This is a genomic window from Ramlibacter tataouinensis TTB310 (assembly GCF_000215705.1).
Taxonomy (GTDB): Bacteria; Pseudomonadota; Gammaproteobacteria; order Burkholderiales; family Burkholderiaceae_C; genus Ramlibacter; species Ramlibacter tataouinensis.
The window spans coordinates 2,444,162-2,464,248 of sequence record NC_015677.1 but is presented as its reverse complement, the minus strand read 5'-3'; the positions used below and the strand labels follow the sequence as shown (position 1 = coordinate 2,464,248).

Sequence of the window (20,087 nt, the reverse complement as noted above, 5' to 3'; positions counted from 1 at the left end):
CCCTCTTCCCCACCGGAGCGCGCCATGCAGCTGCCCGAGATATCGATCCGCCGCCCGGTGTTCGCCACCGTGCTGTCCCTGCTGGTCGTGCTGGTCGGCCTGGTCAGCTTCAACCGCCTGCAGGTGCGCGAGTACCCGCGCATCGACGAGCCGGTGGTCACCGTCAGCGTGCGCTACCCCGGCGCTTCGGCCGAGGTGATCGAGTCGCAGGTCACCAAGCCGCTGGAGGACTCCATCGCGGGCATCGACGCCGTGGACGTGATCACCTCCATCAGCCGGGCCGAGCAGAGCCAGATCTCGGTGCGTTTCCGCCTGGAGAAGGACCCCGACGCCGCGGCCGCCGAGGTGCGCGACCGCACCTCGCGCGTGCGCAACCGCCTGCCGCAGGCCATCGACGAGCCCGTGATCGCCAAGGTCGAGGCCGACGCCTTCCCGGTGATCTGGCTGGCCTTCACCAGCGAGACGCTGGGGCCGCTGCAGATCAATGACCTGCTCAACCGCATCGCCAAGCCGCGGCTGCAGACCGTCAGCGGCGTGGCCGACGTGCGCATCTACGGCGAGCGCAAGTACGCCATGCGCATCTGGCTGGACCCGGACAAGCTGGCCGGCCTGCGCCTGACCACGCAGGACGTGGAGGACGCGGTGCGGCGCAGCAACCTGGAGCTGCCGGCCGGGCGCATCGAGTCGCGGCAGCGCGAGTTCAGCGTGACCTCCCAGACCGACCTGTTCCGTCCGGCACAGTTCGAGGAGATCGTCATCCGCAACGTCAACGGCTTCCCGGTGAAGATGCGCGACGTGGCCCGGGTGCAGGAGGCCGCGGCGGACGAGCGCACCGCGGTGCGGCTCAACGGGCGGCCCGCCATCTCCGCCGGCGTGATCCGCCAGGCCACGGCCAACCCGCTGACGCTGGCGCAGGGCGTGCGCGAGATGATCCCGCAGCTCAAGGCCGACCTGCCGGCCGACATCTCCATCGAGGTGGCGAACGACAACTCGCTGTTCATCGACCGCTCGGTGCGCAACGTCTACACCACCATCGCCGAGGCGGTGGTGCTGGTGGCGCTGGTGATCTTCGTGTTCCTGCGCACTTTCCGCGCCTCCATCATCCCCATCGTCACCATCCCGGTCAGCCTGATCGGCACCTTCGCGATGATGGCGCTGGCCGGCTTCACCATCAACACGCTCACCCTGCTGGCCCTGGTGCTGGCCATCGGCCTGGTGGTGGACGATGCCATCGTGATGCTGGAGAACATCTACCGCCACATCGAGGAAGGGCTGGACCCGTTCTCGGCGTCGATCAAGGGCGCGCGCGAGATCGCCTTCGCGGTGGTCTCGATGACGATGACGCTGGTGGCGGTCTATGCGCCGCTGGCCTTCACGCCCGGCCGCACCGGCCGGCTGTTCGTCGAGTTCGCGCTGGCGCTGGCGGGCGCGGTGCTGGTGTCGGGCTTCGTGGCGCTGACGCTGACGCCCATGATGTGCTCCAAGCTGCTGCGCCACAATCCCAGGCCCAACTGGTTCGACCGCACCATGGAGCGCCGGCTCACCGCGCTGTCCGACGGCTACGGCCGGCTGCTGCGCTGGCTCCTGGTGGCGCGCTGGCAGCCGGCCGGCCCCGGCCCTGCCGTGCGGGGCGGCTGGCAGGCGCGGCTGCTGCAGGCGCGCTGGATCGTGGTGGGGCTGATGCTGGCCAGCGGCCTGGCCATCGCCCTGGTGTGGCCCAGCATGAAGTCCGAGCTGTCGCCGCTGGAGGACCGCGGCACCATCCTGGCCAACATCAGCGCGCCCGACGGCGCCACGCTGGAGTACACCGACCGCTACGCCCGTGCGCTCGAGCAGCTGGGCCAGCAGTACCCCGAGTTCGACCGCGTCTTCGCCAACATCGGCAACCCGACCGTCTCGCAGGGCAGCGTGGTCTACCGCACGGTGGACTGGGAGGCGCGCGAGCGCACCACCCTGCAGATCGCGCGCGAGCTGGGCCCCAAATTCAACGCGTTGCCGGGGGTGAGCGCTTTCGCGATCACCCCGCCCTCGCTGGGGCAGGGTTTCCGCGAGCGGCCGCTGAATTTCGTGATCCAGACTTCCGACAGCTACGAGAACCTGAGCGCGCTGACGCGGACCATGCTGGACGAGATCGCCAAGAACCCCGGCATCGTCTCTGCCGACGTGGACCTGCGGCTGAACAAGCCGGAGCTGCGCATCGAGGTCGACCGCGACAAGGCGGCCGACATGGGCGTGAGCGTGGAGGTGGTGGCCCGCGCGCTGGAAACCACGCTGGGCGGCCGCCAGGTCACGCGCTACAAGCGCGACGCCGAGCAGTACGACGTGATCATCCAGAACCGCGCCAGCGGCCGCACCACGCCGGAGGACATCGACAGCATCTACGTTCGCGGCCGCAACGACACCATGATCCCGCTGTCGGCGCTGGTGAAGGTGAGCGAGAGCGTCAGCCCGCGCGAACTCAACCATTTCGGCCAGCGCCGCTCGGTCTCCATCACCGCCAACCTCGCGCCCGACTACTCGCTGGGCCAGGCCCTGGCCTTCATGGACCAGACCGCCGCCAGGGTCCTGAAGCCGGGCTACACCACCGACCTCAACGGCACCTCGCGCGAGTTCCGCGCCTCGCAGGGCGCGCTGGCGGTGGTGTTCGTGCTGGCGCTGCTGTTCATCTTCCTGGTGCTGGCGGCCCAGTTCGAGAGCTTCGTCGACCCGCTGATCATCATGCTGTCGGTCCCGCTGTCCATGATAGGCGCGCTGCTGGCGCTCAAGTGGAGCGGCGGCTCGCTCAACGTGTACTCGCAGATCGGCCTGATCACCCTGGTGGGTCTGATCACCAAGCACGGCATCCTGATCGTCGAGTTCGCCAACCAGCTGCGCGAGCAGGGGATGGAGATGGTCGATGCCGTGGTCAAGGCCTCGGCGCAGCGGCTGCGCCCCATCCTCATGACCACCGGCGCCATGGTGCTGGGCGCGGTGCCGCTGGCCATCGCCAGCGGCGCCGGCGCCGAGAGCCGCCAGCAGATCGGTTGGGTGATCGTGGGCGGCATGTCGCTGGGCACGCTGCTGACCATCTTCGTGGTGCCCACCATGTACACGGTGTTCGCCCGCCGCGAGGTGCCGGGCGCCAACAAGGCGCAGGCCCGCGACAAGCCGGCGGGGCCTGCGCACCACGGCGACCTGGTGGCCAAGTGAGCTCCTCCCCGTCCGGCGCGCGCTGCGTGCCGGACGAGGCACTCTTCAGTAGATTGCTCCTGCCCGCCCTTCGGCGGGCGCCGCGGCCGGCGGTCGCGGCCTTTTCAAAAAAGGAGTCTTCCATGCTGTCCCACCCCGCTGCCACCCTGCATGTTCCCGTGCCAGGAGCGACCCTGGATCCCGCTGAGGCCGCCGTGCCCCGGCGCACCTTCCGGCACACCATCGACATCTACCTCAAGGATTCGAACGCCTACGCCAACACCTACTTCTCGCGCTACTTCGAGTGGCAGGGCGTGTGCCGCGAGCGCTGGTTCCACCAGTGCGTGTCAGCCGACATGCTGCAGTCCCAGGGCGTCTTCATCACCAAGCGCGCCCACCAGGAGTACCTGCACGAGACCTTCCCCTTCGAGTCCGTGCGCTGCGAGCTCAACACCTGGGAGGTGCGGCAGTGCTCGTTCTACCTGGTGTTCCAGTTCCATGTGGGGACCCGGCTGGTGGCCAACGGCTACCAGCAGATCGTGTTCGCCAGCCATGACAAGCGCATCCAGCGCCTGCCCGAGGAAGTGCTGGCGCGGGTGCGCGAGTACGAGCTGGCGGTCGCCCCGACGCTGAACTGAGGGCCGGCCTCAGGCCGGGCGCGGCACCGGGGTGCCGTGCCCGGCAGCCGGCGCCGGCGGCAGCGGCCGGAATTCCAGGGTGAAGGTGGTGTAGCGCCCCTCCTCGGATTCACAGCGCATCCGCCCGCCGAACGACTCGACCACGCGCCGGCAGAAGGCCAGCCCGATGCCGGCGCCCTGGTTGCGCTTGGTCGTGAAGAAGGTGTCGAAGATGCGCGGCAGCGCCGGCGCCGGGATGCCGCAGCCGGTGTCGGTGAAGGCCAGCGCCGGTCCGGCGCCACCCGTGGCCAGCTCGATCGAGATCGTGCCCTTGCCCGCGGCCCGGATCGCATAGAGCGAGTTCTTGATCAGGTTGAACAGCACGAACACCATCAGCGAGTCCGAGCCGTGGAACTCGAAATCCCGCCGCGTGTCGACGCTGACGAGCAGCTGCTCCGCGCGGGTGAACGGGTAGCTGGCCAGCGCCTCCTCCACGCAGGCGCGCATGGAGTGGCGCGCGAACGAAGCGGTGTCGATCTGCTCCATGCGCGAGGACGCGAGCATCATCTCGATCACGGTGTTGGAGCGGTCCACCTGCTGGGAGATGCCGCGCGACAGGTCGAGCAGCCGCCCGGGGTCGGGCGACGCCGCGGTGCGCTCCACCAGGCCGTGCCGCAGCGCCAGCTCGTAGCCTTCCCTGATCTCCGGCAGCATCTGCGACAGCGCGTCGGCCTGCATGCGGATGCTGGCCAGCGGCGTGCGCATCTCGTGCGCCACCGTGGCCGCCACCACCGCCGGCTTCATCAGGTGGTGGCGCGTGACCGCCACCGCGATCAGCCCCAGGCTGATGGCGACGAACACCACCCCGGGCGGGTAGAAGTCGAAGCCGTAGTTGCACAGGTAGTCCACCGCCGCGAAGAAGTAGACCAGCAGGCTGGCCACGCACAGCCTGAGCTGGACGCGCTGCAGGCCGGTGGCCACCCGCAGCTTCCGGAAGGTGATGTACAGCCCCCGGCCCACCACCACCACGGTCTGCAGCACGTGCAGCGGGTGCAGGGGACCGGCTCTGGGGTAGAAGCCCCATTCGTAGCGGTGGTGGCCGGCGATGAACAGGTCGCCGGCCAGGTTGAACACCGCCAGCACCGCCGCCACGGCGGACGACAGCGCCACCCACCACCGGTCCTGCCGGCGACCGGAGATCTCGACCAGGAACAGGTACAGGCTGGTGGGCAGGAACAGGATCAGCAGGTAGCCGAAACGCGCCAGCCGGTCGGCCCAGACCGGGTCCTGCACCTGGAACAGCACGGCCCAGGTGGCCTGCCAGAAGAAGGTGGTGATGCACAGGGCGAAGAAGCTGGTGCTGACGCGGTTGAAACCCTTGCGGGCCACCACGTACAGGCCGTAGCCGAGGAAGAGCGCCGACACCAGGGCCGGCAGGACCGAATACATCTGACGTTTCCCTGAGGGGCCGGTCGTTGCCGCCCGTTGTGATGGCGGCAGTGTACTGCCGTGTTTCGCGCATTTGCGCGTCATGCCGCGTCGGCTGCGCCTGACAGCGGCATCAGACGGCGATGCGGCCCGATGCATGGTCGCACTGACAGCGGTGCATCGGTCCTGTGCCTACCTTGGACGCATCCAAGGAGATGGCGATGCGCAAACTACCTCGGGCGATCCCCGAACTCGACGGCGGACTGTTCGTGCCACGGCAGGTGGCCGAGCTGCTGGAGACCGTGCTGACGGACTACGAACAGGGCCTGGGCGGGCAGCCCGGCAGCGGCGAAGCCCGCCTGGTGCTCTCGGAACTGCGCGACCTGCTGCGCATGACCGGGTCGCGCCCGGCGCTCGCGCCGGCGCGCGAGCAGCTCGCGCTGCCCGACCCGCAGCAGGAGCTGATCGGCCGCAACCTGCTGCGCGGCGGCTGACGGCGGCATCGGCGCGGAACTCGGCCGCCGTGCCGCGGTCCCACGGGCTCGGTTGCCGCCGGTGCGGCGCCACGAGCTGGAGGTCGGGATGAGGCTGTTGATCTGGGCAGTGACGGTCCTGGTGCTGTTGTTCGGTACCCTGATGGTGGGGCTGGCGGCCGCCGCGGCCGGCTGGCTGGCCGGTGCCGGCGAGCAGGTGGCGCAGAGCGCGCAGGCAGCGGCACAGATGCCGCTGCCCGAGTGGCTGGCCTGGATCGACCCGGCCCTGGTGCCGGCGCTGCGCGGGCTGATGCAGTGGTCGGCCGGGATGCTGGCCGGTTCCGCGCCCTGGCTGGGGCCCCTGCTGGGCTTGGTGCCGCCGGTGCTGTGGACAGCCTGGGTAGTGGCCGCGGCGCTGATCCTGATGCTGGCGGTCGGGCTGCATCTGCTGGCCGGCCGCTGGGGTCGCGGCGGCGCGGGCGGGCCGCGCGGCGGGTTCGTCGCGCCGCGCTAGACCGCGCCGTCGAACATCATCACGTCCACCGGGTCGCCCACGGCCACGCTGCCCTGGCCGTGGTGCAGCACGATCAGGCCGTTGGCCTGCACCATGGAGCTGAGCACGCCCGAGCCCTGATTGCCGGTGGTGCGCACCTGCAGCGAGCCGTCGGCCGCGCTGCTCACGATGCCGCGCTGGTACTCGGTGCGGCCGGGCTTCTTGCGCATGGCTTCCTGGCTGCATGCCTTGAGCAGCACCGGGGGCTGCAGGCGCGCGCCCATCATGCGCAGCAGCGCGGGGCGCACGAAGGCCAGGAAGGTGACCATCACCGCCACCGGGTTGCCGGGCAGACCGAACAGGATGGACGAGCCGATCCGCCCCACGGCCATCGGCCGCCCCGGTCGCATCGCGATCCTCCAGAAGGCCACGTCGCCCAGCTGCTTCATCATGGCCTTGGTGAAGTCGGCCTCGCCCACGCTGACGCCGCCGCTGGTGATGATGGCGTCGGCCCGGGCGTCGGCCCGGGCGGCGGCCGTGGTGAAGGCGCGCTCCAGCAGGGCCGGCTGGTCGCGCACCACCCCCAGGTCGATCACCTCGCAGCCCAGGCGCGCGAGCAGGCCACGCACCGTGTAGCGGTTGCTGTCGTACACCGCGCCCTCGCGCGGCGCCTCGCCCAGGCTCAGGATCTCGTCACCGGTGGAGAAATAGGCCACCCGCAGGCGGCGCGTCACCGGCAGTGTCGCCAGGCCCAGGCTGGCGGCCAGCCCGCAGGCCGCAGGCCCCAGCCGCTCGCCCCGGTGCAGGGCCGGGCGGCCCTGGGCCAGGTCCTCGCCGGCCAGCCGCCGGTTGTCGCCGCGCCTCAGCGCGCCTGGCGGGATGGCGACGCGGCCCTCGCCGGCGGGCTGGGTGAACTCCTGCGGCACCACGGTGTCCAGGCCCGCGGGCATGATGGCGCCGGTCATGATCTTGACGCACTGGCCGGCGTCCACCTTGCCCTGCCAGGCCTTGCCGGCCAGCGCCGTGCCCACCACCTGCAGCGCCAGCGGCGCCTCCGGCCGCAGCTGCGCGCCGTCGAAGGCATAGCCGTCCATCGCCGAGTTATCGTGCGGCGGCACGCTGATGGGCGACACCAGGTCCTCGGCCAGCACGCGGCCCAGCGCGTCGGTGAGCGGCACCCGCTCCACCTCGGCCACCGGCTCCACCAGCCGCGACAGGAACTCGCCCACCGCCTGCGCGCTCAGCGCCTGCGGGTCGTAGCCCTGCAGCTCGCTGGCGATATGCTCCAAGGTCTTCAACGCTGCTCCAGCTGGCGCAGTTCGGCCAATGTGTTGGCGTTGAAGAAGGCCTGCGGGTCGTCGCCCGGCGCGTCGAAGGGCACCAGGGCCGTGCGGTGCTGCGCGGTCCAGGCGTCGATCTTGCGGCCGCCGCCATGGGTGAAGCGCACCAGGCTCTCCAGCAGCTCGCGCCGCAGCAGGCAGAACACCGGCTGCGGCCGCAGCTGGCCGTCTTCCTCCGGCGCCGCGGCCATGGCGATCTCGGCGTCCTGGTCCTGCAGCGCCGAGGACAGGCGGGCCACCAGGTCCGGCGGAAAGCGCGGCGTGTCGCAGGGCACGGTGACCAGGAAGGGCGTGTCGCACTGCTCCAGCCCGGTGAGGAAGCCGGCCAGCGGCCCGGCGAAATCGGGCAGGGCGTCGGGCCAGACCGGCGCGCCGAAGGCCTCGTAGGCCGACAGGTTGCGGTTGGCGTTGATCAGCACCTCGCCCACCTGCGGCGCCAGGCGCATCAGCGTGTGCAGCGCCAGCGGGATGCCATTGAAGTTCTGCAGGCCCTTGTCGCTGCCGCCCATGCGGCTGCCGCGGCCGCCGGCGAGGATCACGCCGGTGATGTCCTCCGCGTTCACGCGTCAGCCTCCGCCGGGCCGCCCCAAGGAGGCTGGGCCCCCTCGGGGGGCAGCGCAGTACACGCAGTGACAAGCGTGGGGGCACACATGCTTAGCCGCCGATGTAGCTCATCTCGACGCGCTTGCGGCCGCCCGGGTTCGTGTCCGGCGGCAGCTGGCTGCGCAGCTGCGAGTAGCGGTCGGCCCGGCCCTGCCAGATGTGGCCGATGGCCGAGGCCAGCTGTTCGTCGGTGGCGTTGCCCCGGATCAGCGAGCGCAGGTCGTGCCCCTGGGTGGCGAACAGGCACAGGTACAGCTGGCCTTCGGTGGACAGGCGCGCGCGGTTGCAGTCGCCGCAGAAGGCCTGGGTCACGCTGCTGATGACGCCGATCTCGCCCGAGCCGTCCTGGTAGGCCCAGCGCTCGGCCGTCTCGCCCGGCGCGGCCGGCTCGAGCGCGCGCAGCGGCATCTGGGCGTGGACCAGGCTCACGACGTCGGCCGAGGGCAGCACCTCGTTCATGCGCCAGCCGTTGGTGGCGCCCACGTCCATGTACTCGATGAAGCGCAGCACGTGGCCGCTGCCGCGGAAGTGGCGCGCCATCGGCAGGATCTCGTGCTCGTTGGTGCCGCGCTTGACCACCATGTTGATCTTGATCGGGCCCAGGCCCGCGTCCTTGGCCGCCTCGATGCCGGCCAGCACCTCGGCCACCGGGAAGTCCACGTCGTTCATGCGGCGGAACACCGCGTCGTCCAGGCCGTCCAGGCTGACGGTGACGCGCTGCAGGCCGGCGGCCTTGAGCGCGCGGGCCTTGCGCGCCAGCAGCGAGCCGTTGGTGGTGAGCGTCAGGTCCAGCGGCTGGCCGTCCAGGGTGCGCAGCTGAGCCAGCTGCTCGACCAGCACCTCGATGTTCTTGCGCAGCAGCGGCTCGCCGCCGGTCAGGCGGATCTTGCGCACACCGTGGGCGACGAACTGGCGCGCCAGGCGCGTGATCTCCTCGAAGCTCAGCAAGGAAGCATGCGGCAGGTAGGGGTAGTTCTTGTCGAACACCTCCTTGGGCATGCAGTAGCTGCAGCGGAAGTTGCAGCGGTCCGTCACGCTGATGCGCAGGTCGCGCAAGGGCCGGCCCAGCCGGTCGGCCAGGCGGCCGTCGGCCGGCACCGCCTGCGCGGGCACGACCGCCCGCGCCGCGTCGCGGTGGTCGACCAGGGGGATGACGCGCTCTGCCATGGACGCGATTGTGGCCTTCAGACGCAGCGCGCGCCATCCACCTCGATGCAAACCCCCGAGATGAATGCCGCTTCGTCGCTGGCCAGGTACAGCGCGGCGTTGGCTACGTCCAACGCCGTGGAGAAGCGCCCCAGCGGGATGGTGGCCAGGAACTTGGCCCGGCGCGCCTCGTCCACCGGGCCCCCGGCGAACTCGGCCGACAGCCCGGTGTCGGGGTTGAACACGGGGTTGATGCAGTTGACGCGGATGTTGTCGGGCCCGAACTCGGCGGCCAGGGACTTGCTGGTGGTGATGACGGCGCCCTTGGAGCCGTTGTACCAGGTCAGCCCGGGGCGCGGCCGCACGCCGGCCGTTGAAGCGATGTTGATGAACACGCCGCCCTTGTTGGCGCGCAAGGCTGGCACGGCGTGGATGGTCGACAGGTAGATGCTCTTCATGTTGACCGCATAGCACTTGTCGAACTCGTCCTCGCCCACCTCCAGCGCCGGGCGGTTGCGGTGCGTCCAGCCGGCGTTGTTGACCATCACGTCCAGCTTGCCGTGGCGCTGCACCGCGGCCTGGACCAGCGCCTTCATGTCGGCGGACCGGGTGACGTCGGCGGCGAAGAATGAGGCCCGTCCGCCAGCGGCGTTGATGGAGGCCACCACCTTCTCGCCCAGCGAGCTGTTGATGTCGTTGACGATGACCTGTGCGCCTTCCTCGGCCAGGCGGCGCGCGATGCCCTCGCCGATGCCGCCGCCCGCGCCGGTGACGATGATGGACTTGTTCTGGACTCGCATGGGTGTCTCCTGGATGCTACTGGAATGGATGCGGGTGTCGGCGACTGCGAGATCGGCGCAACAGCAGCCAGCCGAAAAGAGCGCCGTCCCAGCTCCGCCGTCTATCATCCGGCCTGCCAGGGAGACTAACGCAAGGAGGCTGGCGATGGGCATTCTGACGGGCTTGGTGGACCGGGCGGTGCTGGTGGCCGCCTTCATCGGTGGGGCGACCGTGCCCAGCTTCGTGGCGCAGTACCGCCAGCGGGTGGGCGGCGCATTGGAACAGGCCAAGAGGGACCTGGCGCCTTTCCAGGACATTGCCGACCGCATGTTCAAGGGCGACATCCGGGCCTTGATCGACCACCATTGGCAAAGCACCGATCCCGTGTTCCGGGCCGAATCGCAGGCCATCAGCAACCTGGTCGATTCGGTGAACCGCCTGACCCAGGCCAGCACGGCCTTGCAGGACGACCTCTACCACCAGCTGGCGTACCTGGCCCGCTCCGCCGACATCGGCATGCTGCGCGCCACCTGGTCCCAGTTCGAGCCGGCCGTCTCCTTCGCGCCGCAAACGCTGCTGGCCGGTGTCTGCATCGGCGCGGCGGTGTGGCTGGTGTTCTTCGTGCTGATGCACGCCGTGCTCGCGCTCACGCGGCGCAGCCTGCCGCCGCTGCAGTTCTGGCCCAAGGCCAAACCCAAGATCGAGTCCCCCGCCGACGCCAAACCGTCCGGCGGCCGCGGACGGTCCCGCGCCGCCGGCTGAGGCGCGCTGCGGCGCCTGGTCGCCTGGCGTTCAGCCGTGGCGGATGGCCACGGTCTTGAGCGTGGTGAAGCCGTACAGCGCCTCGAAGCCTTTCTCTCGGCCGTAGCCGGAGGACTTGACGCCGCCGAACGGCAGCTCGACGCCGCCGCCGGCGCCGTAGTTGTTGATGAAGACCTGGCCGCTCCTCACGCGCCGGGCCATGCGCAGCTGGCGCCCGCCATCACGCGTCCAGATGCCGGCCACGAGGCCGAACTGCGTCGCGTTGGCCAGCGCCACGGCATGGTCCTCGTTGCGGAAGCTCATGGCGGCCAGCACCGGGCCGAACACTTCCTCCTGCGCCAGCCGATGCTCGGCCGGCACGTCGCGCAGCAGGGTGGGCGCCTGGTAGAAGCCGGTGTCGGGCGCGTCTTCCACGACTTCGCCCTGGGCCACCATGGGGATGCCGGCGTGCTGCGCGTCGGACAGGAAGTCCCACACGCGCTGCTGCTGGCTGGCGCGGATCAGCGGGCCGACGTCCAGGTCCATGGCGGCGGGCCCCACCCGCAGGTTCTCGAAGGCCTGGCCGAGGCGCTCGAGCAGGGGTTCGTAGATCGTCTGCTCGACCAGCAGCCGCGAGCCGGCCGAGCAGGTCTGGCCGGCGTTCTGCACGATGGCGTTGATCACCGTGGGCAGGGCGGCGTCCAGGTCGGCGTCGGCGAAGACGATCTGCGGGCTCTTGCCGCCCAGCTCCAGCGTGACCGGGCAGTGCCGCTCGGCCGCCACCTGCTGGATCAGGGTGCCCACGCGCGGGCTGCCGGTGAAGCTGATGTGGTCGATGCCGGGATGGCGGGCGAGGGCGTCGCCGACCTCGTGGCCGTAGCCGGTGACGATGTTGATGGCGCCGGCCGGGAAGTCGCACTCCGCCGCGAGCTGGGCCACGCGCAGCAGCGACAGGCAGGCGTCCTCGGACGGCTTGACCACGCACACGTTGCCCGCCGCCAGCGCGCCGCCCACGCTGCGCCCGAAGATCTGCATCGGGTAGTTCCACGGGATGATGTGCCCGGTGACGCCGTGCGGCTCGCGCCAGGTCAGGACGCTGTAGCCTTCCAGGTAGGGGATGGTGTGGCCGTGCAGCTTGTCGCAGGCGCCGGCATAGAACTCGAAGTAGCGCACCAGGGCCGCCACGTCGGCGCGCGCCTGTTTCGTGGGTTTGCCGCAGTCGCGCTGCTCGATGGCCGCCAGCTCGTCGGCATGGTCGGCGATCATCTCGGCCAGGCGCATCATCAGGCGCCCCCGTTCGGGGGCGCTGAGCTTGCTCCACACCGCCTCCTGGCACTGGCGGGCAGCGCGCACCGCCTGGTCGATGTCATCGGCCGTGCCGCGCTGGATCTCGTCGAACGGCTGGCCGTCGGACGGATCGATGACCGGGAGGGTGCGGCGCGACGAGGCGGGCTGCGCTGCGTTGCCGATGAAGTGGTGCTGCATGAGCGCGATTTTGCGGCATGCAGCGCGATAAAGGCCTACCGTCCGACCGGCGCAAACTGGTCCGAGTGTTCCACCAGCCAGCGCCGCGACGCGCTGCTGTCCTGCTGGTTGGGATGGAAGTCCCGCTGCAGGTACTCGCGCCAGGGCTTGAAGGTCTGGCGGATCAGACCGCGGCGGCCGAACAGGTAGCTGGCGGCGCTCTTCCAGGTGCTCCATCTCCACAGCGTGCCGTCCTGACGCAGGTTGCTCACGGTCTGACGCAGCGTGTCGGTCAGGAAGATCAGCGTGACGCGCCGGAACCAGGTGACGCGCCACTCGTGGCTGCCGCCCAGCGCCTGGTACAGGTCGAAGGCCGTGCTCTTGTGCTCGGACTCCTCGGCGCTGTGCCACAGCCACAGGGTCTTCAGGCGCGGATCGCGGTCGCCCAGCAGGTCGGCGTTGTGCAGCATCCAGTCGGCGAAGATGGCGGTGAAGTGCTCGTTCGCGGCGGTGATGGCCAGCCAGTGGCGCACGTCCACGCCTTCCATCATCTTCAGCCGCTCGCGCGCCCGCGGCTCCCAGTCGTTTGCCAGGCCCAGCTTGTCGAGGTGGGCGTTGTACAGGCCGTGCAGCCGCCGGTGCGTGGCCTCCTGGCCGACGAAGCCCTGCACCTCGGCGCGGAAGCGCTCCTGCGTTTCGGGCGGCAAGGCCTTGAAGCCGTCGCGCACCGAATCGATGAAGAACTGCTCGCCGACCGGGAAACTCATCGACAAGGCATTGAACAGCGCGGTGCGGAAGGCATCGCCCGCGCACCAGTGGCGGGCGATCGGTGCTTCCATGTCCACCAGCAGGCGGCGAACGACAAGGTCGGTCATGGCGGTTTCTCGGTGATTGGTACGAAGTGGTACCGACGGGTGCCAATAATGGTGGCGACTTTTGGTACTGTCAAGTACCAAAACGCGGAACATTCAGAATTCGCCCCATGGCCGAGACTTCAAGCCCATCCGCTTTCGAGCATCGCAGCCGTTTGCTCGACGGCATGGCGCGCGCGGTGGCGGCCAAGGGTTATGCCGACACCACCATTGCCGATGTCGTGCGCGAAGCCAGCGTGTCGCGCCGCACCTTCTACGAGCATTTCTCGACCAAGGCCGAGTGCCTGATCGCGCTGTACGAGGCCGCCAGCCACAACGCGCTGCAGGTGCTCAAGGACGCCCTCGACCCGACCCACGAATGGCAGACCCAGATCGAACGGGCGCTGGCCGCCTACCTGGGCGGCATGGCCGACAACCCGGTGCTCATGCGCACCCTCTTTGTCGAGATCCTAGGCATCGGTCCCGAGGGCCTGGCCGCGCGCCGCCGGGTCAACCGGGAGATCGCGGGCTTCATGCTGGGCGTGGTGAACGCCGGCGGGCGGCAGGCACCGCTGTCGCCCGGCATGGCCATGGCCGTGGTCGGCGGCATCAACGAGCTGGTGCTGGAGTACATCGAGCAGGACCGGCTGCACCGCCTGCAGGAACTGGTGGGCCCGGCCAGCCAGCTGGTACGGGCGGTCACGCGCGCACCGTAGCGGCAAATGGAAAAGGCCCGCCGAAGCGGGCCTGGGATCGCGCAAAGCGGCCGGCTTACTTCTTGGCGGCCGCCGCCTGAGCCGTCACCGCCGCCGGGGCCGTCTCGGCCTTGGCCGGCGCCGTGTTGCCGCCATGGAACTTCACCACCAGCGGCACGATGAGCAGGGCCACGATGTTGATGATCTTGATCAGCGGGTTCACTGCCGGGCCGGCCGTGTCCTTGTAAGGATCGCCCACGGTGTCGCCGGTGACGGCGGCCTTGTGCGCCTCCGAGCCCTTGCCGCCGTGGTGGCCGTCCTCGATGTACTTCTTGGCGTTGTCCCAGGCACCGCCACCGGTGCACATGGAGATGGCGACGAACAGGCCGGTGACGATGGTGCCCATCAGCAGGCCGCCCAGGGCCTTCGGACCCAGCAGCAGACCCACCAGGATGGGCACGACCACCGGCAGCAGCGAGGGGATGATCATCTCCTTGATGGCGGCGGTGGTCAGCATGTCCACGGCCTTGCCGTACTCGGGCTTGCCGCTGCCGTCCATGATGCCCTTGATGGTGCTGAACTGGCGGCGCACCTCGACCACCACGGCGCCGGCGGCGCGGCCCACGGCCTCCATGGCCATGGCGCCGAACAGGTAGGGGATCAGGCCGCCGATGAACAGGCCCACGATCACCATCGGGTCGGACAGGTCGAAGCTCACGGGGCGGCCATAGCCCTCGAGCTTGTGGGTGTAGTCGGCGAACAGTACCAGGGCGGCCAGGCCGGCCGAGCCGATGGCGTAGCCCTTGGTCACGGCCTTGGTGGTGTTGCCCACCGCGTCCAGCGGGTCGGTGACCGCACGCACCGAGGCGGGCAGGTCGCTCATCTCGGCGATGCCGCCGGCGTTGTCGGTGATGGGGCCGTAGGCGTCCAGCGCGACCACGATGCCGGCCATGCTCAGCATGGCGGTGGCGGCCACGGCCACGCCGTACAGGCCGGCCAGCCAGTAGGACGCGATGATGGCGGCGCAGACGAACAGCACCGGCCAGGCGGTGGACCGCATGGACACGCCCAGGCCGGCGATGATGTTGGTGCCGTGGCCGGTGGTCGAGGCCTGGGCGATGTGGCGCACGGGCTTGTACTGCGTGCCGGTGTAGAACTCGGTGATCCAGACCAGCGCGCCGGTGAGGACCAGGCCGACCGCGCAGGCGCCGAACAGGCGGAGCTGCGAGCCGGTGGCGGTGATGCTGTTGTCGGGCATCAGCCACGCCGTCACGGCGTAGAAGGCGATCAGCGACAGCACGCCGGCCACGGCCAGGCCTTTGTACAGCGCGGGCATCACGTTGGTCATGCCGGGCCTGGCCTTGACGAAGAAGCAGCCGATGATGGAGGCGATGATGGACACGCCGCCCAGCGCCAGCGGGTACAGCACGGCCTGCTGGGCCGCGGCGCCCATCAGCAGGGCGCCCAGCACCATGGTGGCGATCAGCGTCACCGCATAGGTTTCGAACAGGTCGGCCGCCATGCCGGCGCAGTCACCCACGTTGTCGCCCACGTTGTCGGCGATCACGGCCGGGTTGCGCGGGTCGTCCTCGGGGATGCCGGCTTCCACCTTGCCCACCAGGTCGGCGCCCACGTCGGCGCCCTTGGTGAAGATGCCGCCGCCCAGGCGCGCGAAGATGGAGATCAGCGAGGAGCCGAAGGCGAAGCCGATCAGCGGGTTGAGCAGGTTGGCCAGGTTGCTGGCCGGCGTCAGCCGCCCGTTGCCCACCAGGAACCAGTAGAAGGCCGTCACGCCCAGCAGGCCCAGGCCCACCACCAGCATGCCGGTGATGGCGCCGCCGCGGAAGGCGACCTGCAGCGCCGGGCCGATGCCATGGGTGGCGGCCTGCGCCGTGCGCACGTTGGCGCGCACCGAGACGTTCATGCCGATGAAGCCGCAGGCGCCCGACAGCACCGCGCCCACGACGAAGCCGACGGCGGTCTGCCCATCCAGGAAGACCGCGATGAGGATGGCCAGCACCACGCCCACGATAGCGATGGTCTTGTACTGCCGCGCGAGATAGGCTGCGGCGCCGGCCTGGATGGCCGCCGCGATCTCCTGCATGCGGGGGTTGCCGGGGTCCTTGGCCAGGATCCAGCCGCGGGCCCAGAAGCCGTACGCCACGGCCGCGAGGCCGCAGATGAGCGCCAGTATCAGCGCCGAGTTGCCTGTCATCTCACTTCTCCTGTCGTCCTTGTTGAGCGTGGAGGAGGCGCCAACGCGAGCGGTGCCTCCGCTGCGTTGCTTCCTCGTGGCTCCCCAATCCGATGACGGGAGACGATTGGCCAACCGGCGCAATATAAGCGCAAACCTACGGCGGGCCCATGACGGCCGGCCCGCCAACGCTGGCCTAAACCTAGAATCAGGGTTTTTCCCGAGCCCTGTTTCCCTTACTTACCACGCGAAGCAACCAGCATGTCCCTCGACAAAGTCACCCCCGGCAAGCACGTCCCCGACGCGTTCAACGTGATCATCGAGATCCCGATGAACGCCGATCCCGTCAAGTACGAGGTGGACAAGGAATCGGGCGCCATCTTCGTGGACCGGTTCATGAGCACGTCCATGCACTACCCCACCAACTACGGCTACGTGCCCAAGACGCTCAGCGGCGACGGCGACCCGGTGGACGTGCTGGTGATCACGCCGGTGCCGCTGATCCCCGGCGTGGTCGTGACCTGCCGCGCCATCGGCATCCTGAAGATGCAGGACGAGGCCGGCGAGGACAGCAAGCTGCTGGCCGTGCCGGTCGACAAGAAGTGCTCGCTCTACACCCAGTGGCAAAAGCCCGAGGACCTGAACCCGCTGCGCCTGAAGACCATCTCGCACTTCTTCGAGCACTACAAGGACCTGGAGCCCGGCAAGTGGGTCAAGGTGCTGGGCTGGGAAGGCCCGGAATCGGCCAAGAAGGAAGTCCTGGACGGGATCGAGAACTACAAGAAGCAGAGCGGCTGAGCTTTCGCTACTTCGGCAGGTCCTGATCCGCCTCTGCCTGCCGGAACGGGTTGCGCTGCTCCAGGTGCTCCAGGTACCGGGCCACGCCCTGGCCCTCGCGCTCCAGGAAGCGCTCCACCGCATCGGCAAAGGCGGGATGGGCCAGCCAATGCGCGCTGTGCGTCATCACCGGCATCAGCGCCCGGGCCATCTTGTGCTCGCCCTGGGCGCCGCCCTCGAAGCGGGTCAGCCCGTGGGCGATGCACCACTCCAGCGGCTGGTAGTAGCAGGCCTCGAAGTGCAGGCAATCCACCCGCTCCAGGGCGCCCCAGTAGCGGCCGTAGGCGGCCTCGGAAGGCTTGTCCATGGCACCCTGGGCCGCCGGGGCATCGGGGCCCACCGCGATCAGGCTGCTGGCGATGGGCTTGCCGGCGCGCTCGGCGACGAACAGCACCCAGTTCCCGGGCATGTCGGACGCCATGCGGCGGAAGAAGCCGCGCGTGAGGTAGGGCGGGTTGCCGTGCTCGCGGTAGGTGCGCTCGTAGCAGCGGTAGAAGAAGTCCCAGTCGGCCGTGGTGATCTCGGCGCCGCGCCGCACGCGGAAGGCCACGCCGGCCTCCTGCACCTTGCGCCGCTCCTGGCGGATCTTCTTGCGCTTGTCCTGGGCCAGGCCCGCCAGGAAATCGTCGAAGCTGGCGTAGCCGGCGTTGGTCCAGTGGAACTGCACGGTGTGCCGGGCCATCAGGCCGGCGCCTTCGCAGGCCCGGGCGTCGTCCTCCGACAGGAACAGCAGGTGCAGCGACGACAGCTGCTCCTGGCGGCACAGCTTCAGCAGCGCCTCGACCAGCGCGCGCCGCGCCTTCGCATCGCACGCCAGCAGGCGAGCGCCGGGCACGGGGGTGAAGGGCACGGCCACCAGGGCCTTGGGGTAGTACGACAGCCCGTGCTGCTCGTAGGCGTTGGCCCAGGCCCAGTCGAACACGTACTCGCCGTAGGAATGGTCCTTGAGGTACAGCGCGCAGGCCCCATGCAGCTCGTCGCCGCGCCAGAGCGTGACGAAGCGGGGCGTCCAGCCGCTGGCCGGCACCGCGCTGCCGCTGCCGTGCAGGGCGGCGAGGTACTCGTGGCGCATGAAGGGGGTGGCGTCCCGCTGGGCGGCCAGCAGCCGGTTCCAGGCGTCCTGTCCTACACCGAGCGGCGAGTCCAGGACCCGGGTGACATAATCGATCGGGTCTTTTTTCACTGTTGCCGCAACGTTGGTCATGGCCCTCAACATCTGTACCGCCCAGCTGAACTTCGTGGTCGGCGACATGCCTGGCAATGCGCGCAGAATCATCGACGCGGCGCGCCGCGCTTACGAGCAAGGCGCGCGCCTGGTGCTCACGCCTGAGCTGTCGATCTGCGGCTACGCGGCCGAGGACCTGTTCCTGCGGCCCGCCTTCATCGCCGCCTGCGATGATGCCGTCAAAACGGTGGCCCGCGAGCTCGCGGGGTTGAAGGGGCTGCATGTGGTGATCGGGCATCCCACCGGCGGCGACGTCCGCAGCAAGTCGGTGCGCGTGCAGCGCCGGCTCAATGCCGCCAGCGTGGTCACCGAGGGCCGCGTGATCGAAACCTACGCCAAGCGCGAGCTGCCCAACTACCAGGTGTTCGACGAACGGCGCTACTTCACGCCGGGGCAGGGCAGCTGCGTGTTCCAGGTCGAAGGCGTGAGCGTGGGCCTGCTCATCTGCGAGGACGCCTGGTTCGAGGAGCCGGCCCTGCTGGCCAAGGAGTCCGGCGCCGAGCTGCTGGCCGTGATCAATGCCTCGCCCTTCCACATCGGCAAGGACGCCGAGCGCTACGCCCGGATGGCCGACCGCGCCCGCGTCATGGGCCTGCCGCTGGTGTACGCGGCGCTGGTGGGAGGCCAGGACGAGGTGGTGTTCGACGGCGGCTCGTTCGCCGTCGACGCCGAAGGCGCGCTGGTGGCGCGCGCGCCGGGCTTTCGCGAAGGGCTGTTCAGCGTGCAATGCGAGCGGCAGGGGGAGGCGCTGGCGCTGTCCGGCCAGCTCGTGCCGCCCGCCGACGCCGAGGCCGACCTGTGGGACGCGCTGGTCATGGGCGTGCGCGACTACGTGGGCAAGAACGGTTTTCCGGGCGTGCTGCTGGGACTGTCGGGCGGCATCGACTCGGCCCTGGTGCTGGCCATCGCCGTCGACGCGCTGGGCAAGGACAAGGTGCGGGCGGTGATGATGCCCTCGCCCTACACCGCGGACATCTCGTGGATCGACGCGCGCGACATGGCCGCCCGCCTGGGCGTGCGCTACGACGAGATCTCCATCGCGCCGCAGTTCGAGGCCTTCAAGGCCGCGCTGGCCAAGGAATTCCAGGGCCTGGCCGAGGACACGACCGAGGAGAACATCCAGGCCCGCATCCGCGGCGTGCTGCTGATGGCGCTGTCGAACAAGTTCGGCAGCATCGTGCTGACCACCGGCAACAAGAGCGAGATGGCCACCGGCTACTGCACGCTGTACGGCGACATGGCCGGCGGCTTCGCCGTCATCAAGGACGTGCTCAAGACCACGGTGTTCCGCCTGGCCCGCTGGCGCAACCAGCACGATCCGTACGGCGCCGGCGCCGGCCCCATCCCCGAACGCATCATCACGCGGCCGCCCAGCGCCGAGCTGCGGGCCGGCCAGGTCGACCAGGACAGCCTGCCGCCCTACGAGGTGCTGGACGCCATCCTGCAGCGCTACATGGAGGACGACCAGGGGGTGGAGCAGATCGTGGCCGACGGCTTCGACCGGGCGGTGGTGGAGCGGGTGGCGCGCATGATCCGCGTCAACGAGTACAAGCGGCGCCAGGCGCCGGTGGGCATCCGGGTCACCCATCGCAGCTTCGGCAAGGACTGGCGCTATCCTATTACCGGGCACTTCCGTGCCTGACACCACAAGAGTAAGAGCACCGGAGCCGACGCCATGACCATGAAACAGATCACCGCCATCGTCAAACCCTTCAAGCTCGAGGAGGTGCGCGAGGCCCTGGCCGAGTGCGGCGTCACCGGGCTGACGGTCACCGAGGTCAAGGGCTTCGGCCGCCAGAAGGGCCACACCGAGCTGTACCGCGGCGCCGAGTACGTGGTCGATTTCCTGCCCAAGGTGAAGGTCGAGGTGGTGGTGCGCGAGGACGACGTGGAGCGCTGCGTGGACGCCATCGTCAAGGCCGCGCGCACCGGCAAGATCGGCGATGGCAAGATCTTCATCACCAGCGTCGAGCGGGTGGTGCGCATCCGCACCGGCGAGACGGACGAATCGGCGGTCTGAAGCCCGCTGCGG

General features: G+C 69.7%; 18 protein-coding genes. 9 read left to right on the top strand and 9 right to left on the bottom strand.

The genetic code is table 11. From position 1 onward, the window contains the following. Window positions 1–24 precede the first annotated feature (24 nt). Entirely contained in the window at window positions 25–3,189 is a 3,165-nt protein-coding gene (locus RTA_RS11875) for an efflux RND transporter permease subunit (protein ID WP_013901649.1), read from the top strand. A 122-nt stretch (window positions 3,190–3,311) separates the two neighbouring features. Then, window positions 3,312–3,806: an acyl-CoA thioesterase gene (locus RTA_RS11870; RefSeq protein ID WP_013901648.1), complete on the top strand. Its 495-nt coding sequence runs from the start codon at window positions 3,312–3,314 to the stop codon at window positions 3,804–3,806. Between the two features lie 9 nt (window positions 3,807–3,815). Here the strand turns inward: RTA_RS11870 and RTA_RS11865 are convergent, their stop codons facing one another. Further along, a complete protein-coding gene (locus RTA_RS11865) occupies window positions 3,816–5,234 on the bottom strand; it encodes a sensor histidine kinase (RefSeq protein WP_013901647.1) in 1,419 nt (472 codons plus the stop codon). A gap of 200 nt (window positions 5,235–5,434) precedes the next feature. On the opposite strand from RTA_RS11865, the gene RTA_RS11860 reads away from it, so the two are divergent. Then, window positions 5,435–5,707 (top strand): hypothetical protein, encoded by a 273-nt coding sequence (locus RTA_RS11860; protein WP_013901646.1) that lies wholly within the window; start codon window positions 5,435–5,437, stop codon window positions 5,705–5,707. Window positions 5,708–5,795: 88 nt separating this feature from the next. Continuing rightward, window positions 5,796–6,200 (top strand): hypothetical protein, encoded by a 405-nt coding sequence (locus tag RTA_RS11855; protein WP_013901645.1) that lies wholly within the window; start codon window positions 5,796–5,798, stop codon window positions 6,198–6,200. Here RTA_RS11855 and moeA read toward each other — a convergent pair. The 4 genes from moeA to RTA_RS11835 form a co-directional block, all read right to left on the bottom strand. After that, the gene (gene moeA, locus RTA_RS11850; RefSeq protein WP_013901644.1) at window positions 6,197–7,477 is read right to left on the bottom strand and encodes a molybdopterin molybdotransferase MoeA; all 1,281 of its coding nucleotides are present in this window, start codon (window positions 7,475–7,477) and stop codon (window positions 6,197–6,199) included. The two genes, RTA_RS11855 and moeA, sit on opposite strands and share 4 nt — an antisense overlap. Continuing rightward, window positions 7,474–8,028, bottom strand: coding sequence for a molybdenum cofactor guanylyltransferase MobA (mobA, locus tag RTA_RS11845; RefSeq protein ID WP_049871380.1), 555 nt, complete (start codon window positions 8,026–8,028; stop codon window positions 7,474–7,476). Before mobA ends, moeA begins: the two co-directional genes overlap by 4 nt. Before the next feature lie 145 nt (window positions 8,029–8,173). Next, entirely contained in the window at window positions 8,174–9,289 is a 1,116-nt protein-coding gene (gene moaA, locus RTA_RS11840) for a GTP 3',8-cyclase MoaA (RefSeq protein WP_013901642.1), read from the bottom strand. A gap of 17 nt (window positions 9,290–9,306) precedes the next feature. Further along, entirely contained in the window at window positions 9,307–10,068 is a 762-nt protein-coding gene (locus RTA_RS11835) for an SDR family oxidoreductase (protein WP_013901641.1), read from the bottom strand. Window positions 10,069–10,213: 145 nt separating this feature from the next. Between RTA_RS11835 and RTA_RS11830 the strand changes: the two genes are divergently transcribed. After that, on the top strand, window positions 10,214–10,810 hold the full coding sequence (locus RTA_RS11830; RefSeq protein WP_013901640.1) for a DUF2937 family protein: 597 nt from the start codon (window positions 10,214–10,216) through the stop codon (window positions 10,808–10,810). Window positions 10,811–10,840: 30 nt separating this feature from the next. Here RTA_RS11830 and RTA_RS11825 read toward each other — a convergent pair whose 3' ends face one another. Continuing rightward, window positions 10,841–12,274, bottom strand: a complete 1,434-nt coding sequence (locus tag RTA_RS11825; protein ID WP_013901639.1) for an aldehyde dehydrogenase family protein — start codon at window positions 12,272–12,274, stop codon at window positions 10,841–10,843. A 35-nt stretch (window positions 12,275–12,309) separates the two neighbouring features. Then, complete coding sequence (locus RTA_RS11820; RefSeq protein WP_041675436.1) at window positions 12,310–13,128, bottom strand: metal-dependent hydrolase; 819 nt, start codon at window positions 13,126–13,128, stop codon at window positions 12,310–12,312. A 107-nt stretch (window positions 13,129–13,235) separates the two neighbouring features. Here RTA_RS11820 and RTA_RS11815 point away from each other — a divergent pair, with 107 nt between their 5' ends. Then, the gene (locus RTA_RS11815; protein ID WP_041675434.1) at window positions 13,236–13,820 is read left to right on the top strand and encodes a TetR/AcrR family transcriptional regulator; all 585 of its coding nucleotides are present in this window, start codon (window positions 13,236–13,238) and stop codon (window positions 13,818–13,820) included. A gap of 55 nt (window positions 13,821–13,875) precedes the next feature. Here the strand turns inward: RTA_RS11815 and RTA_RS11810 are convergent, their stop codons facing one another. Next, on the bottom strand, window positions 13,876–16,014 hold the full coding sequence (locus RTA_RS11810; RefSeq protein ID WP_013901636.1) for a sodium-translocating pyrophosphatase: 2,139 nt from the start codon (window positions 16,012–16,014) through the stop codon (window positions 13,876–13,878). 240 nt (window positions 16,015–16,254) lie between these two features. Between RTA_RS11810 and ppa the strand changes: the two genes are divergently transcribed. Beyond that, window positions 16,255–16,791: an inorganic diphosphatase gene (gene ppa / locus RTA_RS11805; protein ID WP_013901635.1), complete on the top strand. Its 537-nt coding sequence runs from the start codon at window positions 16,255–16,257 to the stop codon at window positions 16,789–16,791. Window positions 16,792–16,798: 7 nt separating this feature from the next. Here ppa and RTA_RS11800 read toward each other — a convergent pair whose 3' ends face one another. Continuing rightward, a complete protein-coding gene (locus RTA_RS11800) occupies window positions 16,799–18,046 on the bottom strand; it encodes a GNAT family N-acetyltransferase (protein ID WP_013901634.1) in 1,248 nt (415 codons plus the stop codon). Here RTA_RS11800 and RTA_RS11795 point away from each other — a divergent pair. Together RTA_RS11795 and RTA_RS11790 are read left to right on the top strand one after the other, a co-directional pair. Continuing rightward, entirely contained in the window at window positions 18,033–19,697 is a 1,665-nt protein-coding gene (locus RTA_RS11795) for an NAD+ synthase (RefSeq protein WP_041675431.1), read from the top strand. The two genes, RTA_RS11800 and RTA_RS11795, sit on opposite strands and share 14 nt — an antisense overlap. A gap of 39 nt (window positions 19,698–19,736) precedes the next feature. Next, window positions 19,737–20,075 (top strand): P-II family nitrogen regulator, encoded by a 339-nt coding sequence (locus tag RTA_RS11790; protein ID WP_041676366.1) that lies wholly within the window; start codon window positions 19,737–19,739, stop codon window positions 20,073–20,075. Window positions 20,076–20,087 lie beyond the last annotated feature (12 nt).